Origin of the sequence: Pectobacterium polonicum, from assembly GCF_005497185.1 — a bacterium.
GTDB classification, from domain to species: Bacteria; Pseudomonadota; Gammaproteobacteria; order Enterobacterales; family Enterobacteriaceae; genus Pectobacterium; species Pectobacterium polonicum.
This window is the reverse complement of record NZ_RJTN01000053.1, coordinates 1-3,159: the sequence shown is the minus strand read 5'-3', so window position 1 is coordinate 3,159 and position 3,159 is coordinate 1. Positions and strand designations below refer to the sequence as shown.

Genomic DNA, 3,159 nt, shown 5'->3' with positions numbered 1-3,159 from the left:
TGAAGATTTAACCTTAAATATTTCCCATCTTAACCAAACACAACAATATATACCCTCTGTTAAACGAGAGGATGTACCATCCGAATTAAATCAATATATATCAGATGACGATATTAAAAAATACAATAAAAATATACCTTCAAAAGAGAATGTTGACAAATATAATCAACTAACATTTTTGCATGAAAATTATATTAATCATTCGATAACATTTACTCCTGTTATCGAGAATAGAGGTAAAAAGGTTGCTACAGATATTTATGTTGAAGTTGAGTTCCCTGAATTTTTAATTGTGATTAATGATGATAATGAGGAATTTTTTACAAAAAAACCAGAATTGAACATACCCCAAACTCCAATGGAAATAGCTAAAAATAAAATAAAGGCTAAAGATACAATAAATACAATTAGGCAACGCCTTAGTATGGGATCGAGCGGTGGGATTGTAGATTTAGATTATTTAAACGATAGAGCTTCATTACTTAATTCAATAAGCACGAATCTTCATGTTCCTATTGTGAATCCTACTCAATGGGTTGACTTTGATGGGGGTAAAGTGACTTTAAGGGCAAAAAAAATAATTCAAAGTTTATCATTGGAATTTGAACATATAACTATAGTTCCGAAATGTGAAGGGGAAGGATTGATAAATTTTAAAATAATATGTGAAGAACTTAAAGAGCCTATTATTTATAGCTATCAAGTGTCAGTTAAATAGTTATTTAAAGGTTTGAGTGTTGATATAAAAAAGAATAACCTCAGCTCACACTGAGGTTTATTATGAATATTTATATTGCAATTATGTTGATTAATCCAACAACCCACGCGAAACCTTACTTGCTGTCTGACTGAAATTATATCGGTCAACAACATTCCCTTTAAACCAAATGTCTAAGGATTTCATGTGAGCGGTGTTGCTGTTCTTCAGCAGAGCTAGACCGGGGATGTAGTTCGAGATCTGACTCTCGCCTGACATGCTGGAGTAGGACCACATTTCCTGACCATCATTGGTAGCTCGTGTCTGAGGCTCCCCGAATGCAGCTAAGATTTCCTGCTGGGTAGTTTTCCCCTTAACGATTTTGGTTTTTACAGTCTGCTGGGATTCATCTTTCAGGGATTTATTACCATATGTGGTGCAAGCGGTAAGAGGTAAGATCACCAACGCAGCGATAAACATTTTTTTCATGTTAACTCCATATAAACAGTAAACGTAAAAATAGGCGTAAAGGAGCCGGGGCCAGAGGTATATCGAATCTGGCTATTGCAATTTGTATTAATGACTGGCTAAGAAAGCCGCTTATCAAAAGCCTATGAGTTTTTCTATCTAATCAGCTAGCGGCATCCCTTATGGTTGTTTTCCCTGATGTTGCATTGATAACAGCGATGTAATGGCTATAGAACCGCTTCTGTAGCAGGTCTTACGGCCTGTAGTCCCACCTGCTTGAACCTGCGTATAAATCATCCTGTAGTCCTGTCGCTCACTTTATCCAGTAACGATTCATCTAGCAAGAAAATGATCGATAACACAGATCAATAAACTGATATTGATAGATATTGACGATTAATAATGCTTTTTCGATCGGTGTTTTAATTGTTTTAATCGATCGAATATGCAAGTAATGATAGTTAATATCTATCATTACTTTGTTTTTGATCGTTACAAACGATATGACGGCCCTCAAAAATAATTGAATTCTATCAATTGGTTAATCAGTTGGTTTTGCCGTGTTATGCCAGTAAGGACAAGCTTCAACGACTACGGGTGCACAGCAGACAACCTCTACATAACAGCATTTTTGATTATCAGGATGGATAGGACGATGAAGAAGATTTTACTCGTTACCTCTGCAGCTCTTGTTCTGGCGGGATGTGGTGAGAAGGGCGATTTTGAAAAAGTGATAAATGCGAAAATTTCAAAACCAAAGGTGTGCTACTCACTGCAAAACAATGACTTTGCTTTCAACAAAGGTTTTCCAATAAAGGTTAATCATGGCTACCGTTCTGCTGGATACAATGCCAGCGATGAAATCCTAAGAGGCCTTGTTGAGCAGGGGCTTCTCACTGTTTCGCAGCAACCTAATGGCTTTGGCAGTGTTGATGTGTTAGAGGTTACAGATAAAGGTCAAGAGGTTGATTTCTGGAACCGTGAGGAAGGTGCCTGTGTTGGTCATCGTGTTGTTGCTGAGATCACAAGCTGGACAGAACCCAGCGAAGCTGATGGCCTAAAAGTGACGCAGGTTTCATATACATGGAAATTGGCCGATGTGCCGGGATGGGTTGATAAAGATGCCTTCTCCGGTGTGAAGGGGATAACTGAACCAGAAGAGGCCAAAATTGTTCTGGTGAAAACCAACAACGGCTGGGCCGCTCGATAAGGCCCATTGCCTACAGTTTGTGGATGGCCCTTTTCTGGGCTGTTCACTGACATATTTTATGCTATATTATTTTGCTGTCTCGCGTGATATATCCTAAATATTTTTCATTAATCATTTCAATAAAAATATTTTATATCCTTGATAGGATCAAGAGTTAATTAGTGATAAAATTATCTAATGAGCAATGTTTTATGAAAAAGCAATAAGGTTTAATTGTGAAAATACATCACTATACTAATTTATCCTCACTTGCACTTATTTTAAAAAATAAAACAATTAGATTTACTAGAGCAGATCTTTTAGACGATATTCATGAGTCATATTTAAATAGCACATGGAGATCTTCTATGGGCTATTTTATTAGTTCATGGAGTATAGGTGTAGACGAAAGTATACCACAATGGGCTATGTATGGCGATTCTTTCAAAGGTGTTAGATTAATAATAGATGATGATGATCTTTTTCCTATGAATAAGATAAACGTTAACTTGGCTAGAAAGTGTGAAAATGGAGAAGAATACGGTATATATATAAATGATTTGGAAACTCCATTTAATAATGCAGATATGTTTGGTGAGGGCTATGTTTTAATCCCTTCATTGAGTTCAGGCTTTAAAAATCCTGTGACGTATGTTGATAATGTAAAATGTCATGTTGATAGTTTAATTACACGAACAGAAAATGGTATGCAATTAAATTCAGCTAGTGCTGCTTTTATTAAATCCGATAGCTGGAAATATCAGAATGAATTTAGATTTTCTATTTCTGCGATGGATGGACCACA

At 36.2% G+C, this 3,159-nt stretch carries 3 protein-coding genes and 1 pseudogene; 3 read left to right on the top strand and 1 reads right to left on the bottom strand.

What is annotated here, in order from left to right:
- Positions 1 to 718, top strand: a pseudogene (locus EDI29_RS22840) (DUF4062 domain-containing protein); the annotation flags it as partial.
- Positions 719 to 808: 90 nt separating this feature from the next.
- Here the strand turns inward: EDI29_RS22840 and EDI29_RS22510 are convergent.
- Positions 809 to 1,186, bottom strand: coding sequence for a hypothetical protein (locus tag EDI29_RS22510; RefSeq protein ID WP_137742651.1), 378 nt, complete (start codon positions 1,184 to 1,186; stop codon positions 809 to 811).
- A gap of 634 nt (positions 1,187 to 1,820) precedes the next feature.
- Between EDI29_RS22510 and EDI29_RS22505 the strand changes: the two genes are divergently transcribed.
- Both EDI29_RS22505 and EDI29_RS22500 read left to right on the top strand, forming a co-directional pair.
- Complete coding sequence (locus EDI29_RS22505; RefSeq protein WP_137742650.1) at positions 1,821 to 2,375, top strand: membrane lipoprotein lipid attachment site-containing protein; 555 nt, start codon at positions 1,821 to 1,823, stop codon at positions 2,373 to 2,375.
- Positions 2,376 to 2,590: 215 nt separating this feature from the next.
- Positions 2,591 to 3,159 (top strand): DUF2971 domain-containing protein (locus EDI29_RS22500; RefSeq protein ID WP_137742649.1); only part of this gene is annotated, 569 nt, incomplete at its 3' end.

Bases quoted from the DNA above. Each gene is read 5' to 3' on its own strand.
- EDI29_RS22505 (WP_137742650.1), top strand. From the start codon at position 1,821: ATGAAGAAGATTTTACTCGTTACCTCTGCAGCTCTTGTTCTGGCGGGA.
- EDI29_RS22510 (WP_137742651.1), bottom strand. From the start codon at position 1,186: ATGAAAAAAATGTTTATCGCTGCGTTGGTGATCTTACCTCTTACCGCT.